Genomic DNA, 26,105 nt, shown 5'->3' with positions numbered 1-26,105 from the left:
TTAATTAGATTTTATTTCTTCTGCTAAAAGTTTAGAAAATGAAGATGCTCCCGCACTGTTCAAATGAAGGCAGTCATTAAAGTATTCCTGCTTGTCATCATAAATCTTAGTATAATTAATATAATTATTGTAAAAGCTAGCGAGTACCTCAATTTCTTCTCTATTTTCAATGTCTTTGCAAAAAGGAGCTGTAAAATAATTAAGATTTACACTATTATCTCCTTTAGCGATTATATACAAATCCGAGTTACTGTTTTTTTTATATGATTTAGGAAGCGATACATTTATCAAGACACTTTCACCATTTAACGGCCTATAACCATTTTTTGAATCTCTACCGAAAAACCCTAAGACAGGTATCAAAACCTTTCTTATTCCAATAACCTTATCATGAATTGCGTATCTATAGAAAGGAGTATTCCATAGCCAAATATTTTCTCTTTCCTCTTCAAGATGTTGATCCACTAATTTCCTTCCTGAATAGGGTATTAAATCAGCTTTAAACTGACTACCTATGGAAAGATCATTATACTTATAATCAACTTGAAAAAAAGCCTCTTTTATAGTATTTTGATTACTTAATAATGTCTCAAATAAAAAAGCATCAAGTTTTGAAGTTGATCCCATTGCCCCCATATTTAAACACGATTTACCTGTTAGCTCTGTAATTAAATCACAGTCAATATTATTCACCACTCTTGAACTACCAAAAAAAACAAGATCCCACTCTTGATTAGAATAACTAAATGCTTCTTTCAATGGAGAATCAGAACCTGGAATAATGAGTAAATATGAATAAATTTTATCTAATCCTACCGCACTTAGAATGAGGATAACTACGACTAATACAATATGTTTTAAAAATGCTATCATATTAAAACTGAAAATAAATAAAGTCGTTATGGTTAGAATAAATACCAAGTGTAAGCAACATGATGATAACAGCGGTAAACTTCACCCATTTAAATCTTCCTTGAAATGGATGCTCATAAGTTCGATTAAACCATTCTATACCTATTAAAATACCTAAAATCAATATCATCTCTACATTATATCGCTCTATGTTTAAGTACTCTAATGTAAAGGTCATATCTGTAAAAATCCTTTCTATATAAGCAAACGCAGTGCTTACAGAACTTGCTCTAAAGAATATCCAAGCAAAGCAGGCAAGTATAAAAGTAAACAGCATTTGCCCTAGTTCTTTGAAATTGGGTAGTAATCGATTTGTAGCAACTTGATCTAAGTTCTTCCTATTAGCATTAAATAACAATACCGGTGTAAAAAATAAGGCATGAAGCGCTCCCCAAAATATAAACGTCCAATTTGCTCCGTGCCAGAATCCGCTGACAATGAAAATGATTAATACATTGCGCAGTTGGTTAGCCTTGGATCCTCTTGAACCTCCTAATGGGATATAAAGATAATCTCGGAACCAAGTAGATAGAGAAATATGCCATCTCCTCCAGAACTCAGCAATATCTCTTGAGAAGTACGGATAATTAAAATTACGCATAAGGTCAAAACCTAATAACCGCGCTGAACCAATTGCAATGTTTGAATACCCCGCAAAATCCCCATAAATCTGAAAAGCAAAGTAAAAAGCTCCCAGTAAAAGACTAAGGGAATTCATACTCTCGTAGTTGTCAAATATTGCATTCACATAAGGAGCACAACTATCAGCAATTACCACTTTTTGAAACAGACCCCAGATAATAAGATTAATACCTGAGATTGCTTTTTCCTCATCAAAAGTTCGCTTCTCTGCAAACTGCGGAAGTAAGTTAGATGCCCTTTCTATAGGACCCGCCACGAGCTGTGGAAAAAATGCTACATACGCAGCAAAATTTATAAAATCAGGAGTCGCTGTTAGCTTCTTACGATATACATCTATCGTATAACTTAATGTTTGAAATGTATAAAATGAAATCCCCACAGGTAAGATAATTTGTAAGGTACTAGTGTGCATCGTTATGCCTATTGCATCAAAAGCTTCTACCCAACTATCAACAAAGAAATTATAGTATTTAAAAAAGCCTAGCAACCCTAAATTCACAGCTAAAGAGATGCCGAGAAGTAGCTTTCTATTTTTCTTAGAATCACTATTTTGGATTTTTAATCCTACCATATAATCTACAAGTGTGCTGAAGGCTATAAGCGCAAGAAACCTCCAATCCCACCATCCATAAAACACATAGCTTACTAAGAGAATAAAAAAGTTTTGCCCCTTCAGACTTTTTTTAAGACCAAACCAATAGACTACAAAGACTAATGGCAGAAAGACGAGATATTCTAATGAATTAAAAAGCATTTACTCTAAGGTTTGATGTATCCCCTCCCAAATACGCTCACTAGCTTTCTCAGGCTTTTCTGGTTTATTTACAATCCCAAACCACTTTTTTGTGACAGGCACTGGATTAAGACTACCATTAAGCAAACCCTTAATTCCATCATAAATCTCTTTTTTATTCATTGCCCAAGTGACACTTTTATCATAATCTGGCATCGAGCGGAAGTGGACATATTTATAGTTCTGCCCTATGTCACGTATTCCATTTTTAAGTTGTGGCTGCTCATAGTTTGGATAGATTGTAGGCTTATCGTGAGCAACAAAGTCAAACACCATACTCGAGCATATATTTACAACGAGCTCGCAGTGGTGACAAGTATTTACTAATAAAGCAAAATCTTCTTTGGTAGGCATCACTTGATTCCATTGTGAGCCCATTGGTTTCCACAAAGGATCTATAGGTGTTATGACATCACTATAATTAGCCAAAACCTCATCATACCTGCCCGAAAAATCAATAGGCACTTTTCTATATACAATGGCTATATCTTCACCTTCTTCTCTCAATTTGCGTACAGCAATTGCCGTGTCTTCTAGATAATATTGATCCAGTGGTGATGTGGTTTGATCATCCCCAGAAAAACAAATATATCGTGTCTCTTCGCTAAGGTTATGCTCTAGACAAAATTGCTTTCGCGAAAGTAAAATACTACTATCATAATGAGGCTCAAATTGTGGTGTACCTGTTATAAATATCTGCTCTTCTCTCGTTTTTGGATAATACTGTAAGAGCTGCTCCTTCATCAACTCAGACCATACAAAATAGTAATCCGTCTCTATGGTGGTCATTCCCTTAGGCAGGTTGTCCCAACTATATATCCAGCACGCAGTTTTGATTCCTAAATCTTTTGCAGCAAGGATAGGCGCAATGGCCTGTGTTGCTCGCTGTGTGGTACAAAAAACAATATCTGGACGGTGTTCTTCTAGTTGTGCTTTAAGCTCTTTGTAGCGAACAGTAGATCGTTCGGCGGCTTGCATTTGGTTTATTATTCGTTGCCATCCCTTTGGCGTAGCACTAAACGTTTCGTGATACTTTACAAAAGCACTTTTTAAGGCTTTCTTTATACTATCCCACTGCAATGGAAAACGATAGGTACGATAGACATTATCCTTTTCACGCTTTCGCGAAAGCGCAAGTTCTACCCTCTTCCTTGCGTGACTAAGTGTAGGAGTTTTAGGGTGAATCTTTGTGTTCTCAATCACCACTTCTTTATAACCCAATTCCTTTTCTAACGAAAATATCGTGTTATTCCAATACGTGATATCAAATCCTTGTGCCTCTCCTACTTCTTTGAACTTAGTAAAAGCAAAGTTGCGTAGGCCTACGCCGTCTGGGAAAAGAATGAAAACTTTATTTTTTTTAATCATATTTCATATACAGCTACTTACTGTAATAAGGTTTCTTTTGGTTGTATTCTTTTGTCATTTCGACCTAAGGAGAAATCGCATTATCAAGCTCACGCAAAAGCTCAAAATACATTGCTTACTCTTCTCTACTTACTCTGATGAGATTCCTAGTCGCTGCACTCTATCGAAATGACGAGTTCTGCTATACTCACCTTATAACACTTCATTTTGATCTAGCCTTCTGTCATTTCGACCAAAGGAGAAATCGCATTATCTAGCTCAAGTAAAAAGCTCAGATACAATGCTCACTCTTCTCTGCTTACTCTGATGAGATTTCTCGTCGCTATGCTCTGTCGAAATGACGACTCCTAATTTTTGTTAGTTTGCCTTAAACAAAGACTCTTAATTTACCTTAAACCTTTCTATATTTCAACTTATCTCTTTGTACTTGCTCAATGGGCAAGATATCTGTCGCTTTATAGTCCAATGCTTGATACACCGCTTTTAAATCTCTAGAAAGCTTTCTCATTCCTGCTGGTTCTAGTGATGCACTGTGATCTGTACCTTTCCAAGTACGATCTAGTGTATAGTGGCGTTCTACAATGTTTGCTCCTAATGTATAAGCAGCAACATCTACTGCAATACCTAGATGGTGACCAGAAAACCCGATATACTTTACACGATCGCCATACTTCTCTATGAGCGTTTTAATATCCAGCAAACAAACATCTGGAAATGGTACTGGATATCCAGACGTACAGTTATAAAGTACTAGGTCTTTACCTCTGTTATGCTTTTCAAAAAACTGTACTAGCTCCTCTATCTCATCTCTTGTAGTCATCCCAGTGGAGCAGTGAATCTCCCCTTTGTAATTCTCACATAACCATCCTAGCATTTCGTAATGATTATTACAAGCACTAGGTATTTTTATAAACTCTGGATGAAGCCCTGCAATTTCCTTTGCGCTCGTTGTATCCCAAACCGAAGTTGCATAGGTAATGCCTAACTCTTCACAAAAAGCCTTAAGCTCTGCGTGCTGATTCACATCAAACTCAAGAAACTCTCTATGGGCTCCATAGGTGTCACCATACGAATTTACAGGGTTAGGATGTGGTGCTTCATATTGTTCTTTAGTAAGAAGTTCAATATTATGTCGCTTCTGGAATTTTACAGCATCTACGTTACAGAAGATAGCCGCTACTTTAATCATCTCCTTTGCGATTTCCATATCGCCTTTATGGTTTCCGCCTATTTCAGCAATTGTATAAGGCGCTTTGTAATTACTCATATCGGTTATTGTATTTTATAATAAAGTCACAGGCCTCGCGTATTGCTCCTTCTGCACTTTTGTTTTGTAATATGATATCTGCGTGGTTCTTGATAGGCATCGTCGCATTTGAAGGTGTAAGTGACCATCCTGCTGCACAAATGTTTGCAAGATCATTCACATCATCGCCTATATATGCTATTTCAGAAAAATCAATCTCACGATCTGTAGCAATTCTAGAAAGCAGACTATACTTGTCCTTCACTCCTAAAAACACGTCTTTAATTTTTAATTTCTTCATTCGGCTGGCAACTATTTGAGAATCTTCAGACGTCATTACCATTACCTCAACATTATATTGTCTCAAAATCTCAAGTCCCATACCATCGCGCATATCAAACTTTTTCATCAGTTCGCCCTCTGCACCATAATAGATACAGCCATCTGTAAACACGCCATCTACATCAAGTATAAGATGTGTAATTCGGTTACTTTGTTTTTTCGTTTTTAAACGAGCGGCTAACAATTCTTCAACAATTTTCCAATCGGTCAGCGTGTCTATCTCTGTAAGACTATCCTCAGGCATGTGTACCGTCGCTATTTTACCGCTAATTCTGTTCCCGCTTTCGCGAAAAGCGGCATGCGTTGTCACATAGCAAGCTCCATTCTCAATAAGTAACCCATCAAAATCTTGCCTACGCGGTCGGTTGAACACATCATAATTTTGAGGTGTCCCATCTGCATCCCAAGTAAATCGATGTGTATTTACCACCGTAAGAGCCGAATCATTATCTGTACCTGACGCTACTGCATCTAGACACGTATTTATATCTTGAGAAGTAGTAAAAGGTGAAGTTGCTTGAAGTAAACACAGTACATCAAAATCTTCTTTTAAACCTGCTACAAACTCCTGCATCCCCATTTCTGTAGAAGCGTTATCAGTAGCACTCTCTTCGCTACGTTTTACGGCTTTTACTTTATCTGTCCAGTGATATTCTTTTTCTACAAAAGCGATGATATCCTCATCATCCGTATAAACATATATAACATCAAGACGTGAAGCAATCGCTTCACCTAAGACCCAGCAGAATAGTGGGCGACCTAGGAGTTTCTTTTTATTTTTACCTGGAATGCCTTTTGAGCCTTTACGCAGGGGTATAAAACCGATGCTTTTCATTGTGGTTGGGTTGTAGTTCAAAGCTTTAACACCGCCTTAACTATTTATCCGTTAAAAGTATGCATTTTTAGGTTAAAACACTTGAAGTAAACTGTACTTCTCAATTGGTTTTATTCCTGTCTATACTTACTAAGTATCTCAAAGAGTGCATTTCTATCTTGACTCAATTTACGAGCGAATAGTTTTTTACTATTTATGATACTCTCAAAGTCTGTTTCATCTAGAAAAGCTGGGTTTCCACCTCTACCCGTAGCCCAGTCCATGTACCGCAGGTCATCATGGTTAATAGATTCCTTAAAACTTGAGTTCATAAGCACTGTTTGGAAATACATCTCTTCTGCACAAAATGTAAAATTAAATCGCTTTAAAAATTTAGGATTTTCTTGAGTGTGAGTTATCACATATTGGACAGCTGCTCTAGTGAGAGACCAATATGTATTACCTCCATACAATTGACCCATAGATTTTTTTATAAATCTCTTAAACTTGAGACGTAATTGTAATCGCTGAGTCAGATATATCCACTTATTAGTTTTTTTTGCGTTGAAAAAATCATAAAAGTTAAATAACTCTATCCGATCCATTCCTCCATGTGTCCATGCCTTATTAGGCATTGTAAAGGCCGAAAGATGGTTTTGACCATTTTCAAGATATTTTCTAAAATCTTTATTTGATTGTATGGGAAAATCTTGCCCTGTTATCAAATGGAAAAAACCGTTTTCAGCAGATGTAAGCGCTACCTCGCATAATTTTAAATACGCCTTTAAGTGATTAACCCCACCCCAATTGACTTTATAATCTTGAGAGACATACCTTACATTAGACATTTGTAAAAAATCATCTTTTAAAGCCTCATCAAGACTACTTTTTTTATCAATATGAATATAAATGTTAAATTCATCATCAAACTCTTGGACGAGTCTCTTTAGCTGAGGGAAATCCTTGTAAGCAGTGATTAAAATGGCCTGTTTCATGAAAGATAATTTTATTCTTCTGGATCAGTAAAATTTTTAATATACCATCGCGACAGTAAATAAACTAAAGCGACCAATCTGAATCTAAGGAATAGGAATTTAACGTATTTCTTTTTAAATGAACTAAACGACCAATATTACTGGAGAATGTACCAACAAAGCATTTCGTTAAGCTCAAAATTTCTATTTCTATAAGCAAACGAACGACTTGGCTCTCAATATTTGACGTTGCCTGATTATTAAATGACTTTTGATGATGTCCAGTATCACTTGGCTCACAATAAGAAATGTATTCAATATAAGAATTGTAGTTTTCGAGTTCCTCTAGCACCTGAAAGTTATCTGATGCTACAAATAAATTATGCATATCAAAACCTTTTTCGTTCCCTTTTTCTAAATAACATTTAACATTAAAAAGCCCTGCTTCTCGTATTAATTTATCTCCTCGTCTAACGTGAATACCGGAAAATGTGTTCCAACTTTTCTTATTAACTTCTTTATAAATATTGTTTTTGGTTTTTGTATTATACTGTAGAATATACTTCTCCAAAATGTAAAGAAGATCAAATGAAGATCCATCAAATGCTAATTCAGGTATATTTATCTTCTGTGATTGTAACTTAGGATTACGTATTTCCTTCCATACTGATGAATCTAATAATTGATAGCGAGGATATAAGTAGTAATGAATTTTCTTGTATATCTTTCTTTTTTTGCCACCATCACCAAAAATATAATTTGGAATCTCTACGATCCCCTTAAATCTTTGACAAAAAGGTTCGAAATAATATTCAAATCTTCCCGAATTCCAATTAGAATCATAAAGCACCAATTGTTTTTTATTGACCAAACAATAAACGGCTGTTAGGAGTAGATTATTTAACTCAGATCCAAGACCACGATCAGTAAGCGGATAGATTAATTTTTCATTGAAACTAAAATTCAACGCTATATAAGCACTCTTAAAACAAAAATCTTTATTCATAGTTATAATCAATCTCTTACTTTGAGCTATTCGCTTTGGATATATTATTCCTTTAACCTTTTAATGATTCTATTTAAAACCAACTCCCTTTGAGAATTATAAAATGAATCACTCTTTTGCTTGTAAGTATTATAAACTTCTACACATTTGTTAAACCTTGTAATAAACTGCTCGTGTGTAATACCGTTTATAAAATCAAACAATTCTTTAGGATTAGAAAAGTGATTATAATCAATAAATGATTCTTCGGGAAACAACTCATAAATATTATTGCCACTGTGATATATAGGTAAGCAATAATTAGATATACTATCCCAAATTTTTTCAGATATATAATTACTAGCTACAGTATTTTCAAAACAGAGGTTGTAATTATACGTATCCATCAATTTCCGCTTTCTTAGTCCCCAATTGCCTTCCCTACTATCTTCTTTAGATCTATTGTCAGGCCATCCTTTTCCGTATATATCTAAAGACCCAATATCATTTCCGTACAAAACAATTTGAGTTCTTTTTTTTATTAAATCAACGTCATGGCTATTTATAACTATAGATTCTGTGTTTAGCCCTTTATAATAAGACATTAGAGCAATAACTGAAGTATTAGTTACTTTATACGTTTTAGGTAAATATTCAATTGAGCTACTAAAATATGTTTTAAATGATGGCTCTGCATTTATAAAAACCTCACTGTTATACACATTCATAATCTGTAACGATGCCAGACCAAAAGCTTCTTTAGAAAGTAATTTTTCACAAACATCTAATCTTGGTTCATTAGTCCATAATAAATATTTTTTGCTGCGTCTATATTGCCAAAAATATTTTTTTAAATGTTTCCTTTGCTGTGCCACTAATACATCAGCATCTTGAATACTATCTGTTACATAAATATTATTTAGATTCAGATAATTAAGATCAAACTTATTAAAATCTCCAAAAGGAGTATATTTCATATTACCAATGCAGTAAATTTTAATCATGTGTTAAAACATTTTTTAAGAGTGCCTTTAAGGCTTTTTCAAATTTTGTATATCTGGAAAACAACTTATGCTTATAGGTTATAAGTTTATTCTCATGTAGCATATCCAAAATTTCTTTATCGTGTATCGGTAAATCACCTGACAATAGATAATGAATATACCTCATTTTTGATGATTCATATTTTTCTACATCAATTATCTTTGAAAAGTTGTCAAGCTTTGTAAAGTTCTCTAGCGCCATAAATGTTCTCATACACTTATGACACGACGAACAATTTTGAAATCCATTTTTTTTTGCACTCAATGAATTTGTACATACATCAAGATATTCTTGTGAAATTTTAAGATTAGATATATTTCGAATTCTCTCCAATCTTGTATATTTTTTTAAAGTTGAGGCAGTTTTAAAATATGAAGAATACAACTCTGGTAATATATGGTGATCATAATTACTAGTATCTCCAGGTATTAATGTGCTCTCAGAAAATTTGTAAGCAGAGGCATACCTATATTCGTTAATCAACCCTAATGTGGCAAATGCACAAGAAATATTGAGAAAACTATGCGCACTCTCAAAACGTCCTTCTATAAAACTATGCGCATTTGTTCTTATGATTATAAGTTTTGAGCCAATATTTTGCGCTGCTTTCTTAGCATTCTCAAGTCGAAAATTAAAAATTTCATCAGTACTCTTAGAACTGTATAAACCATGACTTCCCGCGTCAAGAAATGTCACAAATGAAATTGGTTTATTTTCATCCCTAAATTCTTTTATGGTCGCAAGACTATCTACCCCACAAGAGAGACCTGTCGCAACATTCTTATTACTTAAAATATCAATCACATTGGTATTTGTGCTCTCAACCCGAAGTGTATTTTTAAAATTATTTATTTCACATAATTTTGGAAGTATATACTCATTTACTTGTCTAAGCAATATAGAATCAACGTTTCCTTTAACAAATAAATTTTCATTTTTTTCTAACATCAGTGGTAAAACTGCAATCACAAATGCGTCGTACATCAAATCGCTACTATCTTGCGTTTTGATTTGTGAACATTCAAAATAAAGGCGCTTGCCATCAAGTAAACATTCGAGAATATCATATTGATATTGTTTGTGTAATCTTATATCCTCAATAATCATACAAGTAATGTATTATACATATCAATCACTTTTTGTTGAATATTACTACGCTCATAAAAATCCCTCAGGTCCGCATTGTTATCATAGAAGTTACCTATACTCTTATTATCATTAAGGGCTTCATTAATCACATTTTTAATATGACACACGTTTAATGGATGTTCAATTAAAAATCCGTTAACACCATGTGTTATAAGTTCCTCTGTCACATTCCCTGGGTTCGACTGTATTGGGATGCATCCGCAGAAAATTGATTCAAAAAGTGTGTTAGGCATACCATCGCTTAAACTATTGCCTATATAAAATCTTGAATTATCTAGTAATTTAAAAAGTTTATCGCGTGATATATTTTCATAGCATCTTAAACTAGTGCTAGTATCCTTTTGCAATTTTAGATACTCTAAAACCTCAATAGAAGCTCCAAAAATTATAATTTCCAAAGGTTGGCTTTTTGATAAGTCAATCAACGCTTCTAGAACTGGTATTGCTTTACCTATATCATTATGGTATCCCTTTACTATGAAGCTGTTTTTGTTTCGTTCTTGATTAAACAACCTCTTATTGAACCCTCCTCCTCCAGGATAAACACCTAAAAATCTTCCTTTAAAACCATTTTCCTTAGCAATTATAAAATCTCTATGACAATCTGTAATAAGATAATCGACCCTTTTTAAAACTAAAGGAACTTCATCTAAGTAGTCAGGCTTATTCTTCTTATTAAATAAATCGCTCCCCCAGCTGGAATAAATCCATGGTAATTTATTGAATTGATTCATTATTGAAAGAATAGGTAAACAAGAAGTATATAGAGCAAAGCTATGAACAACATCTGGTTCAATTTCTATTAACGCTTTCGCGAAAGCATCCTGTATAGGGTGATCAAACCTTCGAACTAAAGTCTTATAAAATTGAGGAAATTTATTTTTAATAAACGTACGACCTCTTTTCTTCAAAAAGCCTTTCTTCCATCCTGTAATTTGAGTCATCCAGCTCATAGATGGTGCATATCCTTGATCTTTTACATCAAACCAATATACCTCATGGCCGCTATCTCGCAACTGATCTGACCAGCGGCGGAAGTGAATAGAGTTCATGGATACGAATAGAATTTTCATTTTACGAAATTGATTTTTTTATCGAATAGAGATATTTTTTCATTAGCGCAAAAGAAAAAGATGAACTCAATATTTGAAGCATCAGCAATAGTCCATCTACGTATTTTTTTTCTCTGTTGTATGCCATCACCAACTTTAATCGCTGATAGTCAATACTGCTTTTAAATACTTTTTTATTAGAATTTAAAATATCCATTTTCCTTAGCTCAGCAATAATGTTCAAATTTTGTTGGGCAACTAAAATAGGATTTCTCCGCATAGTCGCAGATACACCCACAGAACTTCTATAAACAGCTGTTATTTCATTTAAGTTATAAGCCGAAGTATTAGTGAGCGACATGACAAGCAAATAAGAAGGCCAATCTCCATAAGGAAACTTTTTAAAAAAATAAGGCAATTCTATAAGTCTATATACATTAAGAAAGACGGCTGTGGGCGCTGTTATAATATTGTCACAAGATAATATTTCTAAAGAAATAGGATTAAGCATTTTAGTATTGCCCGCATTTAAAATATTATTTGCAGAGAGCTGCTTACAGCGTGTTCCTACCACACTGTAATTTGTATTTTTTTCTAAAAAATTAACTTGAAGTTGGAGTTTGTTATTATCAATCCAATAATCATCACCATCACATATTGCGACGTACTTACCTTTTAACTCCTTAGCAGTTTCAACAAAATTTGCCATTAAACCCAAATTACCTTTACGTCTTATATATTTTATATTACTATAAGCCAAAGCAAGGTTTTCACATATTTCACTAGTACCATCTGTACTAGCATCGTCACTAATAACAATGTCAAAAGGGAAATTAGTCTTTTGTGTAAGAATACTTTTAATAGTTTGAAGTATATAATCTTCTTGGTTGTAACAAAGTACAAAAACGCTTAACGTAGGTTTTTCCTCTCTAATAGCAGCTATAGAAATTTGTTTTATGTTCATCTTTACCTATAGTGAAGTTCTAGCGCCACAGTGTGTTCGCCTATAAGCTTATAATCATAATAGGAGTTTCTAGCCTTGAATACAATCCATTCTAGAACTATATTATTCACTTCTAAGATGGAAATAAAATTAATAGATTTATTTTTAAGTTTTCTCTTAATCTTTTTGACAATATCCTTTCGCTCTGGGTGTTGACGAACTTTAAAAAAAACTCTATGCCCTTTGTAATTATCCATATAATACAAAGCAGAGAGCACTTGATCTCTAGTAGCATAAACATCTATAGAAACCTCAGGCATATTCAAATCATAAGGCTCAGGCACACCCCCTACTTCTCCTAAATGATTTGCTTTAACAGCTATTCCCTTTTTAACCCTGTTCAGATATTGGCCGTTAATAAGCTCTAATGTTTCTGCAAAAGGATACTTACTCTTGACACTTCTATACATTTTAGAATGCCATTGATGTTTAAAGTACATGGAATCTTTAATAAATTCTACATCATAGCCTCCTCTTTGCAGTCTTAAATGAACGTCTGTATCCTCTCCTCCCCAACCGTGATAAAACTCATCAAATCCACCTATTGATTTTATATGCGCTGTTGGGAAAATTGTGATCCCTGTAGCTTCGGCACCTGATACTCCTTTGATTAAAAATTCATTAAATGATTTGTCTTTCTCACTCTCTCCTTCAGACATAAAACCAACAGGGAAATAAATTGTTTTTTCTTGTTTTAAAAGTGATGCTACTTCTTGTGAAAAATTGGGATGCCATATCATGTCCATGTCTGAAACCATAAATTGAGAAGTCGTGCAAGATTTTAATACCATATTGATACACCTTGACTTATTCCAAAGCTGTCCTTGAGTAGCACATACAATTAATACTACACTATCAAAAGTCTTTAGCAAGTTACTCAGCGCTATCTGATAAGATGATTCACTTCCATAATCTACAACTACTAATCGGGAACCATCATCCAGTTGTGACACTATAGAGGCTATACTACGTCTTACCGTGCTTAGATCACGATTACGATTAGGTATTACTATTGTAAGGCTACTAGACATAGATACGTTGTGTTGTCATTTTCATTGCGTCGTAAGATAATAAAGCTACTTTTTATTTATACTGTAATGCGCGTTTTTCCACAAGATGCCACGACGTATATCCCATTATGATAGAAATCACAATAGAATAGATAATGAAATTACCTATTTCAGGATTAAAATAGTACAGCAATATTTGTTGAATAGGAAATCCATAAATATAAATACCATAAGAAGCATCTCCATAAACACTAAATTTTTGAAGTAGTTTAATAGGCACAAAACCTAGACTTAAAATACATATAGGAAAAAGTACGTGCTTTACCTCTTTATAAAACCCCAAATAAATACCTAAAACCACGAGCAACCCACTTATTAAAAATACTACCGAATGCTTCCATTTATCAAAATTTACCTGAGCAAGTACGGTCCCTGCCACAAAAAAGGCACCTAGATTTAATACGTGAAATCCTAATATCTGTATAACCTGTCTCTCATAAATGTTTTCAAGATTAAAATTATAGAGAACAATCATAAATATAAATACTAATATCGATAGGATAAGCTGCAACTTCTTGTAAGACTTAAGGAAAAAAAGCGCTATTAAAGCCACATACAAGGAAAACTCGTATTGAATAGTCCACAAAGACCCATTTACCGAATGATATGGCATTTCATTAAAGACACCCGTAATTATACCTTGGAAACCATACAGAGATAGATTATTAGGCAAATAAGTAAGGTAAGACACATTACTCAACAATGGCTCTTTCCCCTCATAAAAAAATGGAATAACCAATAATGATAGTATTAACACAACCAATAATCCTGGAAATATACGCAGTACCCTTTTTTTAAAATAGTCCTTTATAGTGTCACTCCGCATTAAGCTTTTATAGATAAAATAACCGCTAACGGTAAAAAATCCGCTTAAACCTATTGCCGAAAAACTGACCTGATTATTTGTGAGTATAGTTAGCCACTCCTGATTTTCTTCCATTCCCTTCAAGGAAAAAGAATGTGTGATAAGCACAAAGATGGCTAGCATAAATCTCAGAAAATCAAAGTTATTCTTATGCTTAACCATTAGAATTTTTCTGGTTTATTAAAAGAGAACTTTATCGTGTATAGAAAACGTTTTAACGCGTACCACAAATCCAAAACAAACCCTCTTTTAAGTCTCCAGCTTGTAGCTAAAAGCCCTTTAAATGCAGAAAAAATACTGACATCTTCATGCCATAATTGATAGTTGCCAATTATATCATTTTTGAACCTAAAAAATTCTTGTGCCTTTGTTCGTTTAATTTCGTAACTGAATATCGCTGGAACAAAGTCGATTTTGTAACCAGCTTCAAGAACCCTCTTAGACCATTCTTTGTCTTCAAAAGTGGAGACATTTTCATTAAAGGGATGTTTTTGCCATACCGCTTTCGCGAAAGCGGAACCAGAAAAAATCAATCCCGATTTATTAGGGTCATCCTGTGAGCTTACATTGTTAATATAATTGCGGTAATCATTAGGACTATGCAGGCAGCGTAAGCCTGCAAGGTTATTATTACTTCGAAATTTATCTTTTATGAGCTTAAAAAAATCATGACTCACAGGATATGAATGAGCACTAAAAAGAACCACTACATCATGAGTTGCTTTTTGAGCAGCAAAGTTTGCACTACCTCCATAACTAAACTCTTTAACAGTCTCAAAGCGCGCATTATATACGGCAGCAAATTTCTCACTACCATCTGTAGATAGGTTATCTACAACTACTATTTCATCTATATCATCATTATAGCGTTCTCTTAGGTTTTTAAGTAAAAACGCTAATGCCACCTCTTGATTTTTATTACGTATTACAACAGAAATCATAAAATTCACTTTTTATATCTAAGGAGGCCTTTTATTAGTCTAAAAGGTTTTGTGATAACTTTCCCTATTTTATATTCTAAGGATGTTTTCAAATTGTCTTCACTCAATCTGTGTTTTTTTATTAAGTAAAATAAATAATCCATCGTAGTGTCAAATTTATCTATATAAATCTCTCGATGTTTCTTATAAACATATTTTGAAGTATCCTCCAAATGATTTTTTATTGTATGCGTAAGCATAGACCTTTTAGATTTGCGATAATAAAATAAATACTCATCAACAAAGGATATAGTCATGCCGCCTTTAGTTATTGCAATCCAAAACTCCCAATCCTCAAGTCCATGCTTCATGCTCTCATCATAACCTCCTACTTGAGCCCATGACTCTTTCCTGTATAAGGAAGATGCCATCATGATATTTTCAAATAGAAGAGCATGGTATGACTCACCTTTGGGTTCTCTTTTGTTTACCACATTTGAAATACTATCCTCAAAGAAGATACTATTACAAGATACTACACCAATGTTTACACCATTTTCTAAGACTGGTACTAGTTTTTCTAAAAAACTCATATGCAACATATCATCTGCATCTAAAGGCAATATAAATGTGCCTTCGCAATTTTGTATTCCAGCATTACGAGCACTAGACAAGCCACCATTTTCTTTATACACATACTTGAATCGATCATCTTTCTCACACCATCTCATAGCTTGACTTTCCGTGTCATCTGGACTTCCATCGTTTACTATGATACATTCCCAAGCCGTATACGTTTGCTCTAAAACAGATTGTAAACTCTCTTTTAAAAAATGAGCTTGATTGTAGCAAGGAACAATGATGGAGACGAGTGTACTCATTAAAATTTATTTAAAAGCTTGAATCTTACCAAAGCATTAATAATTCTAGACTTTTTAAGACTATTGAGAACTCTTTTCATAAGCACTGTTTCTTCTACATCTTGATAGAAAAGTGTGTATTCTTCATTCAATACTCCTTGCTTTTCCGCCTCTTTTAAAGACCAATTTTTAGGATCAGAGCTCATTCCCCCTATGTAAAATGTTGTCAAGACCTCCGGAACATATTTGTAGGTTAATTGAAATTTACAGATAACGTCTATAAAAAACTTCCAGTCAGATACTATTTTAAAATCCTCTTTATATGTCCCCGCTTTCGCGAAAGCCGTCTTTTTAATAAAAGTGGCTGGATGGGGTAAGGTATCATCCACAAAATAAGAAAATGACAACTTTTTGGGATACTTCTTAATAAAGATATTACGCTCTTCTACCACCTGTAAATCAAAATAAATAATACTTTCTCCTTTAAGATGCTTTATCGCATTTTCAAGAACATCAGAATTAAGAAAGTGATCTCCTGCATTTAAAAATAATACATACTCCCCAGAGGCTTGCTCAATCCCCTTATTCATTGCGTGATACACTCCTCTATCAGATTCGCTTATCCAATAAGAAAAGGTATTTTGTTGTGCTTTTATATAATCCTCACTCCCATCTGTAGATCCTCCATCAATGATGATATGGTCAAACCTCTGAAGAGACTGTGCATGCACACTCTCAATGGTCTTTTTAAGACCTTTGAGATCATTATAATTAACTGTGATGATGGAGAGCTTTGTCATTTCAATTTACTAGTAATGTAATTCAATTAAAAAACCTTGGAAACAAGTGTTTTCTTAATCTTATAATTGGAAAATATTTAATGGAAAGACTAGATAGCGCAAAACTTGGCCATCTCATCATTAATTTCCCCCAATAAGCAATATAAGACAATAGACTCTCCTTTTTTCTAAATTTTACGAGCCATAAAGTAGACCATAACAAATCTTTATTTTTTTTTGAGATACTATTGCTTAAACTCCAGTTTATTAATGATTCATATAGCTTGAGGTTATATTCATCATAAATATCACCGTCATTAAAAATATTTGTAGTGTGTATGCCTCTTTTCGCGACAACATCATAAATAGAAGCTGCTCCTAGTCTTTTCTTTAAAGCTATTTTAAAGATAAAATCAGAGTCTTCTGCGACTACTAGCTCCTCATTAAAAAGACCTAAATCATCTAAAATAGAGCGCTTTATAGTCAATCCATTTAAGTGCAGATATCCTATTTTACTAGAAACAATATTTTCAAATAGTTCTTCCGGCACTACATCTTTTGATAAAGTTGCCGTTTTAAAATGATGTTGCTCCTCTCCTAGAGTATTACGGTAAAATTCAAACCCCACAGCATTATAGGTACCATCTAAATCTTCATTTTGCAATAATATTTTATCTCTTACAAATCTATTTTCTAAATAGAAATCGTCTGCGTCTAAAAATGCAATGTACGGTGCTTTTGCCTTCAACATACCTAGATTACGACTAGCAGAGCGCCCTTTGTTAAGATTTCCTTTATGATGATATAACTTTACTCTATCATCATTATTTTGAAAATTTCGAATAATTAATCCACTATCGTCATTACTTCCATCATCTACAACCACAACCTCACTAACTTCATCAAAAAAAAGTGCGCTAGCAATTGACTTTTCGATAAACTTTTCAGCATTGTAAACGGGTATAATAACGGATACAGAAAATACCATAAATTAATTTCTTCTTATGAATAAGAGTTTTCTTATTTTTTCAACTCCAAATAACTACTATTAAATGATATAAGTCATAGCTGTAATTTCATAACAGAATCTAGATATCTACAGAACTGGCTTTAAAATAGAATCATTAAGAAACTGTTAATATCTATTTAAATCGCTCAACTTCTTCCCTAAAAACAAAAAAAGAAGTCCTGATAATACTAGGGATAAAATCTTTTGCGCTGGCTTTGATTTCTCCAATTCCCTAAGCATCAAAAATCTATTACTGTTTAATAATTTAGTGTCAATTTGACTTCTTTTAATAATGTCATATCCACTATTTGAAAAAAGTGATCGTAATACTTCCTTATGTTCTTTAAACTTAAGTTCTTCATTACAATTACTCACCCCATTCATATCAAAATATGAAATCGCAATATCAATATAGTTTACGGTGGCACCGCCTTGAATAATTGCCTTCAAAAAAAACTTCCAATCTGAAACTATTTTTAGATTTACGTCATAAAGTCCGTATCTATCAAACAACGCTCTTCTATGAAAAGTTGCGGGATGTGGCAAACTATTTCCATCAAAAAGCAAGTTTAAATCAATAGTCCTTCCAGCTATCCCTTTATACTCCCTTTGATTTGTTTCATTATAATATTGAATATAATTACCATAAACAATATCAGATTCGCTTAGATGACTAGAAACTCTTTTTAAAACATCTTGATCCTTTAACCAATCACCAGAATTTAAAAAAAAAATATAATCGCCAGTAGCAGCTTCTATTCCTTTATTCATAGCGTCATAAATCCCTTGATCTGGCTCACTAATCCAATAACTATAGTTTTCTCTTGTATTTATAATAAGTTCTTTGCTACCGTCATTACTATCCCCATCGATTACGATGTGTTCAAAATCTTTGAATGACTGCTTGTAAACACTAGTGATAGTCTTTTCTAACCCTAGCACGTCATTCATATTAACAGTGACAATACTCAAAATCATACTTCTTCTATTTTTTGGCAATCAAGTTTACATACGGATATCTTAACCTCATAACATCTTGAACTAATCCTCCATTCTCTAGTGTAAACCACTTATATCCCAATTCTTCAATCATCTTGTACACATCTTGAACCATGTAACCCGCATTGAAGGTGTTTTGCTCTGTAAATTCAACCATCAAAATTGGCGAGAAATTCTCCAAAAAGGTTAATCCTCCTAGCAATGTAAATTTCTCCCAACCCTCAACATCAATTTTAATTAAACGTATGTTGCTCTTATCTATTCTTTCTAGTTCTTTATCTAGTGTACTTACAGGAACTTTAATGGATTCTTGTAATTTATTATCGCTACTAGATGCAAGAGAATTCCAAGCATCATGACCATTATTAGATATAAAGAAATCCATATCACCTGCTTTATCAGAAAGTGCTAGTTGTCTAGCTTCTATATTCTTAAAATCATTTAGAGAAATGTTCTCGATTAGTCTATTGTAAGTGATTGGTGTAGGTTCAAAACTAATTACCCTCCCAGTATCTCCAACTTTTGGTGAAGCAAAAAGAGAAAACAACCCAACGTTTGCCCCAATATCAATAAAAATATCACCTTCTTTCAAAACAGATTCTAAGTAAGATACCTCTTCTACTTCAAACCCTCTGTATATAGGCTGTGATAAAACACTGTCTCTATAGAGGTTTATTTTTACAGAATTATTTAATTTATAGACAAAAGAATTCTGCCCATTAAACAAGTCACTCCATTCTTTGTCCTTTTGTCCAAGAGTAATTGTGTGTCTCTTCAAATCAATTTTATAAATATAGTTTTTCAAGACTTTGGCAGTCTTAATAGCTAGCCTATAGAGTATATTATCAAACATTATTTGTTATATAAATTATTTTTTAATCGTCTCCCAGTTCAATGAGGGCATTATTAAACCTGGACGATCCTCCATGTAAACTGCATTTATTCCTTCTAAATTTTTAACCTCAATATTTTTTCCTAAACCGTCATTATATATGATCCACCTTTTATTGTGAACACCAATGGCCAACTGGATAAAATAAGAGCCATCCTTAAGTAAGTTTGAGGAGATTACACTCCTACATATAAACTCTCCTTTTTCTAGCTCTTTTATCTCAGTATTCGCATCATCATGATAACTCCTAAATAGTAAACTGTTAGTCTTCAAATCGATAAAGTCATACCCTACTCTACAACCTATTAAACTTTTAAACAACTCAAATTTAATCTCGACCATTAAAGGTAAGTTTGTATAAAACACGCCTTCAGGTGATTCGTCTTGATAAATATTGAATGAATCTAACCTGAATTCATCATCATCCTGATTTATAATAAAATCACCTATAGAATTGTTCGTATTATCTTCTGCATTTTCGGTTAAGTATATTTCGATACCATCCTTGGTAGCACCATCAAAACTAATTTCGCCATTTTTAAGTACGATACAACGATCACACAATTGCTGTATACTACCCATATTATGGCTCACTATAAGTACCGTTCTCCCTCCAGTTTGTGATATATCCTGCATCTTACCTATAGCCTTTTTCTGAAACTCAGCATCTCCTACTGCAAGCACCTCATCTACAACAAGAATATCTGGCTCTAAGAATGCCGCTACCGCAAACCCTAATCGCACACGCATACCACTTGAATAACGCTTTACAGGAGTATCAATGTACATCTGACAGCCTGAAAAGTCCACAATCTCATCAATCTTAGCAGTAATTTCAATTTTGGTCATTCCCAAAATAGCCCCGTTTAAAAAGATATTTTCTCGTCCCGTTAATTCTGGGTGCATCCCAGTACCTACTTCTAGTAAGCTCGCAATTCTACCTTTAGTCTTTATACTGCCAGTAGTTGGGCTTGTTACTCTTGATAATAACTTTAATAATGTTGATTTCCCTGCGCCATTTTTTCCAATAATGCCGAGAATTTCTCCTCTCTTAACTTCAAAATTAATATCCTTTAATGCCCACACATAATCAGAACTAGCACTAGCACTTCGATCATTTACAGCTCCTATCTGTAAGTACGGATCATCTTTCCCCCTTAACTTTGCCCAAAACCGATTAATGTCATGGCCCAAAGTTCCAGTCCCTACAACACCTAAGCGATATTGTTTTGATATATTTTGTGCCTTTAATATTATATCGTTCATTGATTTAATGCTTTAAAAGGACATACCTCAAGAAGTGTCTTTTGTAAACTTTTTACAACTTTAGGATCTGGAAGAGCATTTTTATGATTTTCAACGAAGGAAACCCAATGATTTACATCTTCTGGTGTATGTACTGTCAATGCTATGTAGGGATCTAAACATACAGATATAAAATAATCATGGTATTTTACACCATCACCAAAAATTTTATCTGAAAAAATTACTTGAACGGCAGGTATTTGATAAGCGTGAGCTACAATTACACCGTGTAACGATGATGCTATAATACGCTCACAAGAGAGAATTTCTTTAGTTGTAGACTCTATGTCATTAGTTCTAAAATCTATAATCTTCACCTCTGGAATATTAGCAAACATTTGTGCTACAGCTACATAATCATTAATGTGAGGTATCACCCCAATTTTTGTTTTTTTAGCAAATGTATTCTCAAAGAAAAGTGGCAATAATAGCGCTGGATCACCATACACTTCTGGACATGCATAGCCCATACTAAGTAATCGCTTTCGCGAAAGCGGGCCTCTCACTGCTAGAAAAGTGGCATTCGAAATCACAGAATCTCTATGGTTTATACCACTACCCCAAACAGTACAACGAGGACCTATATGCTCTAAAACACTCCCAATGGTTACATATAAAGGTTCCCATAAATTTTTAAGATGAAATTTATTTGCGCGTACCCATTTCACAGATTTTCTTGAAATCTTTTTTACAAGGTATTTTCCTAAGAGATCTCCATAGTTCTCTTTTTTCTTCTTTTGGATATGTATCTCACTCCACCAATATAGTCGTATCGAATTTCTCATTAGACAGTATCTATAAAGGTTTTTTCTGTTTTATTAAAAACAATTAATCCCATTAAAAGAGACACTATTGCGACAACACTACTTATAATAAGTCCATTAAAATTTAAGTATTCACTACCTAACAAAAGATTCCTATACAACTCAATAGTTTGTGCGAGTGGGTTTGCTTCAATGAGCCATGCGTACTCAGAGCTCTTCTTTTTGGCTTCTGCTATCGGATACATTACTGCACTCAAATACATCAACAAATTGATTCCAAAAGAAACCAATATGGTGAGGTCCCTATATTTTGTGGTGAGAGAACTCAAAATCATTCCCACTCCTAAGCCTAACAGTGCCATATTAAGAACACAAATAGGCAACAACCATATATAAACAGAGGGAGCAATAGAAGCATCTTTAAAAAAGATGAAATACAAATAGAAAATAAAAAATATAAATAACTGTATGATGTATTTAAAAAGCCCAGAAATAACCTTAGAAGCAGGGACAATAAATCTAGGAAAATAAACCTTACCAAATAATCCTGCGTTTGCTGTAAAAGTACTGCTACTTGTACTAAGACATTCTTTGAAATAATTCCACAAGGTAACTCCAGCAAGATTAAATAAAAATGGAGGAACAACACCTGTGTCAATGTTTGCAAATGTGTTGAAAACAAGCGTAAAAACCACACTAGTAAATAATGGTTGTATGAGATACCATAAAGGACCAAGAACAGTCTGTTTATAAACAGTTACAATATCACGTTTTACAAAGAGCACTAGCAAATCCTTATAACGCCATATTTCCTTAAGATTCAGGTCTATCAACTTACCTTTAGGTTTAATCTCGTAAAGCCAGTCTTCGTCCTCTTTCATTTTTTCAACCATAAACTCTCTCTACTTACGACCTCTTATTAACCTTCCTAACTTACCTAACAAACCACCTCTTCTTTCCTCCTCATGGTACCCATTATTATAGGTTCCATAGCCGTATCCATAACCGTAGCCTGCGCCATAACCGTAGCCATAACCGTACTTCCGCTTCTGTTGGAAATAATTAAGTACAAAGCTTACATGTTTTATTTCTCCTTTTTCATACTTATCTGTAACCAGACCGAGCATGTCTTTCTTAGTATACCCTTGACGCACCATATATAGTGAAGCATCAACATACGGCATTAGCTCAAATGCATCAGAGACAAGGCCTAATGGAGGTGTATCAAAAACAATATAATCATACTCTTCCTTAAGCTTATTAATAAATTCATGCATCGCGTCACTTATAATAAGTTCCGAAGGATTAGGTGGGATAGGTCCAGAAAGGATAACATCTAGATGATCGATACCTGAAGGCTGTTTTACTTCGTCTAGCGTTGCGTCTCCTATCAAATAGTTAACAACACCTTTATCATTCTCAAGTTCGAAATCATCAAATATTTTAGGCTTACGTAAATCAAGTCCCACGAGCACTGTTTTCTTTTCGCTTAAAGCGAAAACGGAAGCAAGATTAATAGAGGTAAATGTTTTACCCTCACCACTCACACTTGATGTTACTAATACCGTCTTTGCACCCGTAACTCCTTTCTTCTTGTACATAAACTGCAGGCCAGAACGCAATCCCCTAAAAGCTTCTGCCATTGCAGATCGAGGATGATCACGTACTACGAGTCCAGAGGTACGCTTACTTTTACCTATCACTCCAAGTACAGGGATGGAAGAGCGCTTCTTAACATCTTCAGGAGTACCTATTTTTGTATCTAAAAAGAAGATAATCAACACCAAGGCTAAGGGAACCACAATTCCAAAGGTGGCTGCCATTACCTTATTAAGCTGTGTATTTGGGCCTATAGGCCCTCTACCCACATCTTTTGCTTTGTCTATAAATAAGATGTCTGAAACGTTTGAGGCTTTTATTATCTCTGCCTCACTGCGTTTTGTAGTGTATAAATTATACGCTTCTTGACTTATGGTAAAACGACGTTGTATTTCTGCAAGTTCTTGTTCTTCTTTTGGAAACTGCCTAAGCTTCCTTTCGGCTTGACCTATTTCTCTATTTAAGTTTGAAATTTGCGAATTAATCTGAGATTTACTGGATCTTATATTTTCAAACAGGACTGCTTTCTCTGCATCGATACGTCTATCAAGATCTCTAAATGCTGGATTGCCTTCCTTTGCAGTATATGCAAGATTACTACGCTGTAATGCAAGCTGGATAATACTTGACACCCCAGCTGTAATACTTCCTTCATTAATAAGAGAAACAGAAGGTGCAGGCACGTTTGTATAATCTGTACGTGTTCTTAGATATTCTTCTAACTGCTTGTAATAAACAAGTTGTCTTGCTAAGTCATCTTTTTCGTTATCTATAGTCTGTAGTTCTTCACTTATTTGCTCCGCTCCTCCGGATAGTGTAATAGCACTATTTTTATTTTGGAACGAATTAAGATCATTCAATGCCTTATCTAAATCAACATTACTTGACTTAAGACTACTATCGATATACTTTATAGTTTTTGTGGCAAATAGATTCTTTTGGCGCAATTGCTCTTCTGTACGCACTTCAATACTCGCATTAAGGTAATCTATAAGTCGTTTTTTATTAGTCCCTACAAGGCTCAACTCTAAAGTAGAACTTCCTCGCGGAGTTTGGGTAACTCCCATCCCACGATATCTTCCTGCAGTTGCATTAAAATTACCCATACTCACAAAGTACTCCTGACCTGCGGTAGGATAAACATCTGTGGCTAGCAATTGCCCTTTCAAAAATGGTGTATCAATGGTGTCACCTAACTTAAAAACCTGATCAAAATCTGTAGATGGTGCAGGTATAGTTGATGGTTTAAGCGTGTTATAATTAAATAATGAAGCATTCCCTCCACTAAAGGGTATAGTAAGCCTCATGCTACCATCTCCTTGATCTACTACAGTCATTCTCTTTCCATATAACTGCGGAAACGAGTCATTAAGTTTTAATTGAAAAGGAGTGTATCCATACACATCCTCAATGGCATATTTGCCTTGTTTTTGGTAATTAATGTAGTACTGTAAGTATTGAACAACGCGCTCTGCATGTGTTCTAGATTTAAGCATGATAATACTAGTTTGCACTTTATCTGTAGTACCACCCCAGTTAAAAACCAAACTTGTGTTCCCCCCAAACATTTGATTTTGATCATCTTTTATAGAGATCATACTTGTCTCTCTATAAATAGGCACTTTACGCACGTTAATATAATGCGCTATAGAGAAAGCAATAAGTAATGATATTACAAATAACCACCAAAAGCTTAAGAGCCTAAACAGGAATCCCTTAAAATCAAAAAAACCTCCGGAGCTTTGTACGTCAAATTCTTCTTCCATCACTTATCGGGTTGCTAGTAATATTACAGAGGCTAGCGTTGTTACTAATCCTAATATGGTAGTAAATGCTTGTAGCCCGGTAGTACCTATACCTATAGCCTTTTGAGGTAACGGATTTACTGTTATAATATCATTAGGTTGTATGTAGTAGTAAGGTGATTGCATAACATCTATAGTTGTAAGATCCACATGGTGTACACGTTGCCCTCCTGGATATTGTCTTATAATAAGTACATCTGTAAGGTCACCCGTAAGTGGCACACCTCCAGCATTTGCTATCGCCTCAAGTATGGATACTTTCTCTGCAAGCACGTTTTGAGTTCCAGAGGCTCCTATCTCTCCTACCAGAGTATATCGTATTCCTGGTAGTTTTACCGTAACAAATAAATCGGCTTCATCTTTTATATAATCTGCTAGAAGTCTTTTTTCTATAATTTCTCTTATTTCGTCGGTTGTTCTGCCTAAGACATTAATTTCACCTAACTCTGGAACGCGGATGTTTCCATGAGTATCTATGGCAAAGCCATCATAATAAAAACCTTCATCAAGAGATACGCCTCCATTGCTGGAAGGATTAAAAAAGTCAACCAATTGTTGATCCAATGCCTTCAAGCGGATACTCAATATATCGCCTATTTGTACTCGGTATGGTGGTTGCTGTTGCTGTAGAGATACAATACTGTCTGTAGCGCGCTCTGTCTCGCGCAAATAGGTAATGTCTTTAAGGGGCACACAAGAAGCTGTACTCGCGATAATTACGAGTAAAAGCAGTATGATTGGGTATCTCATTTATGTAAAGTTAGGCATCACAAATATAGCGTTTCATCGATAAAAATAAAACGTTCACAGATGGATGCTTAGTTATTAGCTTAAAATTATCAGAAATTAATTAAAAACAATGCTACGCAACGACTTAAAATCAAGTTATTTCTATTTGTAAGCGTTATTTTTGC

At 34.2% G+C, this 26,105-nt stretch carries 24 protein-coding genes; all 24 read right to left on the bottom strand.

Going from position 1 to position 26,105, the window contains the following annotated elements; genetic code table 11:
• The 24 genes from ACJJVU_RS06350 to ACJJVU_RS06235 all read right to left on the bottom strand — a co-directional run bounded on the left by ACJJVU_RS06350 (position 1) and on the right by ACJJVU_RS06235 (position 25,941).
• Entirely contained in the window at positions 1 to 873 is an 873-nt protein-coding gene (locus ACJJVU_RS06350; protein WP_405223489.1) for a hypothetical protein, read from the bottom strand.
• Between the two features lies 1 nt (position 874).
• Positions 875 to 2,308 (bottom strand): MBOAT family O-acyltransferase, encoded by a 1,434-nt coding sequence (locus ACJJVU_RS06345; protein WP_405223487.1) that lies wholly within the window; start codon positions 2,306 to 2,308, stop codon positions 875 to 877.
• Positions 2,309 to 3,715 carry a UDP-glycosyltransferase gene (locus ACJJVU_RS06340; protein WP_405223485.1) on the bottom strand — a complete coding sequence of 469 codons (1,407 nt, stop codon included), beginning with the start codon at positions 3,713 to 3,715 and terminating at the stop codon, positions 2,309 to 2,311. It abuts the gene before it with no gap.
• A gap of 391 nt (positions 3,716 to 4,106) precedes the next feature.
• Complete coding sequence (locus tag ACJJVU_RS06335) at positions 4,107 to 4,982, bottom strand: N-acetylneuraminate synthase family protein (RefSeq protein WP_405223483.1); 876 nt, start codon at positions 4,980 to 4,982, stop codon at positions 4,107 to 4,109.
• Complete coding sequence (locus tag ACJJVU_RS06330; protein ID WP_405223481.1) at positions 4,975 to 6,138, bottom strand: cytidylyltransferase domain-containing protein; 1,164 nt, start codon at positions 6,136 to 6,138, stop codon at positions 4,975 to 4,977. Before ACJJVU_RS06330 ends, ACJJVU_RS06335 begins: the two co-directional genes overlap by 8 nt.
• Before the next feature lie 110 nt (positions 6,139 to 6,248).
• A complete protein-coding gene (locus tag ACJJVU_RS06325; protein ID WP_405223478.1) occupies positions 6,249 to 7,112 on the bottom strand; it encodes a beta-1,6-N-acetylglucosaminyltransferase in 864 nt (287 codons plus the stop codon).
• Between the two features lie 64 nt (positions 7,113 to 7,176).
• Complete coding sequence (locus ACJJVU_RS06320; protein WP_405223475.1) at positions 7,177 to 8,097, bottom strand: hypothetical protein; 921 nt, start codon at positions 8,095 to 8,097, stop codon at positions 7,177 to 7,179.
• A 44-nt stretch (positions 8,098 to 8,141) separates the two neighbouring features.
• Positions 8,142 to 9,053, bottom strand: coding sequence for a glycosyltransferase family 10 domain-containing protein (locus tag ACJJVU_RS06315; RefSeq protein ID WP_405223472.1), 912 nt, complete (start codon positions 9,051 to 9,053; stop codon positions 8,142 to 8,144).
• 19 nt (positions 9,054 to 9,072) lie between these two features.
• On the bottom strand, positions 9,073 to 10,227 hold the full coding sequence (locus ACJJVU_RS06310) for a hypothetical protein (RefSeq protein WP_405223470.1): 1,155 nt from the start codon (positions 10,225 to 10,227) through the stop codon (positions 9,073 to 9,075).
• Complete coding sequence (locus ACJJVU_RS06305; protein ID WP_405223468.1) at positions 10,224 to 11,342, bottom strand: glycosyltransferase; 1,119 nt, start codon at positions 11,340 to 11,342, stop codon at positions 10,224 to 10,226. Before ACJJVU_RS06305 ends, ACJJVU_RS06310 begins: the two co-directional genes overlap by 4 nt.
• A 1-nt stretch (position 11,343) precedes the next feature.
• The gene (locus ACJJVU_RS06300; RefSeq protein ID WP_405223466.1) at positions 11,344 to 12,285 is read right to left on the bottom strand and encodes a glycosyltransferase; all 942 of its coding nucleotides are present in this window, start codon (positions 12,283 to 12,285) and stop codon (positions 11,344 to 11,346) included.
• A 2-nt stretch (positions 12,286 to 12,287) separates the two neighbouring features.
• Entirely contained in the window at positions 12,288 to 13,355 is a 1,068-nt protein-coding gene (locus tag ACJJVU_RS06295; protein ID WP_405223464.1) for a glycosyltransferase family 2 protein, read from the bottom strand.
• Between the two features lie 52 nt (positions 13,356 to 13,407).
• The gene (locus ACJJVU_RS06290) at positions 13,408 to 14,421 is read right to left on the bottom strand and encodes an acyltransferase family protein (protein WP_405223461.1); all 1,014 of its coding nucleotides are present in this window, start codon (positions 14,419 to 14,421) and stop codon (positions 13,408 to 13,410) included.
• Entirely contained in the window at positions 14,421 to 15,200 is a 780-nt protein-coding gene (locus ACJJVU_RS06285) for a glycosyltransferase (RefSeq protein WP_405223459.1), read from the bottom strand. Before ACJJVU_RS06285 ends, ACJJVU_RS06290 begins: the two co-directional genes overlap by 1 nt.
• A gap of 5 nt (positions 15,201 to 15,205) precedes the next feature.
• Positions 15,206 to 16,060 carry a glycosyltransferase family 2 protein gene (locus tag ACJJVU_RS06280; protein ID WP_405223456.1) on the bottom strand — a complete coding sequence of 285 codons (855 nt, stop codon included), beginning with the start codon at positions 16,058 to 16,060 and terminating at the stop codon, positions 15,206 to 15,208.
• Positions 16,060 to 16,839: a glycosyltransferase family 2 protein gene (locus ACJJVU_RS06275; RefSeq protein WP_405223453.1), complete on the bottom strand. Its 780-nt coding sequence runs from the start codon at positions 16,837 to 16,839 to the stop codon at positions 16,060 to 16,062. Before ACJJVU_RS06275 ends, ACJJVU_RS06280 begins: the two co-directional genes overlap by 1 nt.
• 22 nt (positions 16,840 to 16,861) lie before the next feature.
• Positions 16,862 to 17,806: a glycosyltransferase family 2 protein gene (locus ACJJVU_RS06270; protein ID WP_405223450.1), complete on the bottom strand. Its 945-nt coding sequence runs from the start codon at positions 17,804 to 17,806 to the stop codon at positions 16,862 to 16,864.
• Between the two features lie 147 nt (positions 17,807 to 17,953).
• Positions 17,954 to 18,805 carry a glycosyltransferase family 2 protein gene (locus ACJJVU_RS06265; protein WP_405223447.1) on the bottom strand — a complete coding sequence of 284 codons (852 nt, stop codon included), beginning with the start codon at positions 18,803 to 18,805 and terminating at the stop codon, positions 17,954 to 17,956.
• 7 nt (positions 18,806 to 18,812) lie between these two features.
• On the bottom strand, positions 18,813 to 19,604 hold the full coding sequence (locus tag ACJJVU_RS06260; RefSeq protein ID WP_405223444.1) for an FkbM family methyltransferase: 792 nt from the start codon (positions 19,602 to 19,604) through the stop codon (positions 18,813 to 18,815).
• Positions 19,605 to 19,694: 90 nt separating this feature from the next.
• A complete protein-coding gene (locus ACJJVU_RS06255; RefSeq protein WP_405223441.1) occupies positions 19,695 to 20,984 on the bottom strand; it encodes an ABC transporter ATP-binding protein in 1,290 nt (429 codons plus the stop codon).
• A complete protein-coding gene (locus ACJJVU_RS06250) occupies positions 20,981 to 21,808 on the bottom strand; it encodes a polysaccharide pyruvyl transferase family protein (RefSeq protein ID WP_405223438.1) in 828 nt (275 codons plus the stop codon). Before ACJJVU_RS06250 ends, ACJJVU_RS06255 begins: the two co-directional genes overlap by 4 nt.
• Positions 21,808 to 22,668 (bottom strand): ABC transporter permease, encoded by an 861-nt coding sequence (locus tag ACJJVU_RS06245; RefSeq protein WP_405223435.1) that lies wholly within the window; start codon positions 22,666 to 22,668, stop codon positions 21,808 to 21,810. Before ACJJVU_RS06245 ends, ACJJVU_RS06250 begins: the two co-directional genes overlap by 1 nt.
• A gap of 21 nt (positions 22,669 to 22,689) precedes the next feature.
• Positions 22,690 to 25,152 (bottom strand): GumC family protein, encoded by a 2,463-nt coding sequence (locus ACJJVU_RS06240; RefSeq protein ID WP_405223432.1) that lies wholly within the window; start codon positions 25,150 to 25,152, stop codon positions 22,690 to 22,692.
• 3 nt (positions 25,153 to 25,155) lie between these two features.
• A complete protein-coding gene (locus ACJJVU_RS06235; RefSeq protein WP_013751534.1) occupies positions 25,156 to 25,941 on the bottom strand; it encodes a polysaccharide biosynthesis/export family protein in 786 nt (261 codons plus the stop codon).
• Positions 25,942 to 26,105 lie beyond the last annotated feature (164 nt).

Source organism: Dokdonia sp. Asnod1-B02, from assembly GCF_045063955.1.
Lineage (GTDB): Bacteria > Bacteroidota > Bacteroidia > Flavobacteriales > Flavobacteriaceae > Dokdonia.
The sequence above is the reverse complement of the archived record's forward strand: the minus strand, read 5'-3'. Positions and strand labels throughout refer to the sequence as shown.